The organism is Roseateles sp. P5_B10 (assembly GCF_056400485.1).
Window position 1 is genome coordinate 1 of sequence record NZ_JBFULE010001805.1, and the last position, 504, is coordinate 504.

1 protein-coding gene is annotated in these 504 nt (G+C 62.1%); it reads right to left on the reverse strand.

From position 1 onward, the window contains the following. A partial coding sequence (locus AC1DU6_RS36005; RefSeq protein ID WP_477863476.1) for a flagellar hook-basal body complex protein occupies positions 1-504 on the reverse strand: 504 nt, incomplete at both ends.

Consider the following 504-nt stretch of genomic DNA (forward strand, 5'->3'; position numbering starts at 1 on the left):
TTGCCGTACAGCGCCTCGCCGGATTCGTTGGTGGTCTCGAACGCGCCGCCGTCGATGCGCTTGAGGAAGTTGGCACCGTTGAAGGTGGCGATACTGACTTCAGCAAGATCGATGTTACGGCCATTGGAGTAGCTGCCGACCACACGTCCTTCATTGCTGACCGATACGCTCTGCAGCTGACCCGCAGCATAGCCGTCCTGCTCAAGCTGATTGACTTGAACGTTGCCGTTAGTATCGGCGAATTGCGTGAGACCACCGGTGCCGAACGCCATGGTCACGTTGCCGAGTGCCTTGCCCGAGACGGTCAGGCCGGTCAGCGTGATCTGACCGACGACCGGCTGCATCTGGCCGTTCGGCCCGAACTTGAAGTCGGTGCCGACATTCTGCCAGGCTGCGGTCGCGCCCGTGGCCGCGGGGTCGGTCTGGTAGAACAGGTTCCAGGTATCCGTTCCGCCCTGCGTGGCGGACTCGACCTTCGCCCACCTGAATTGCAGGCTGACCGGT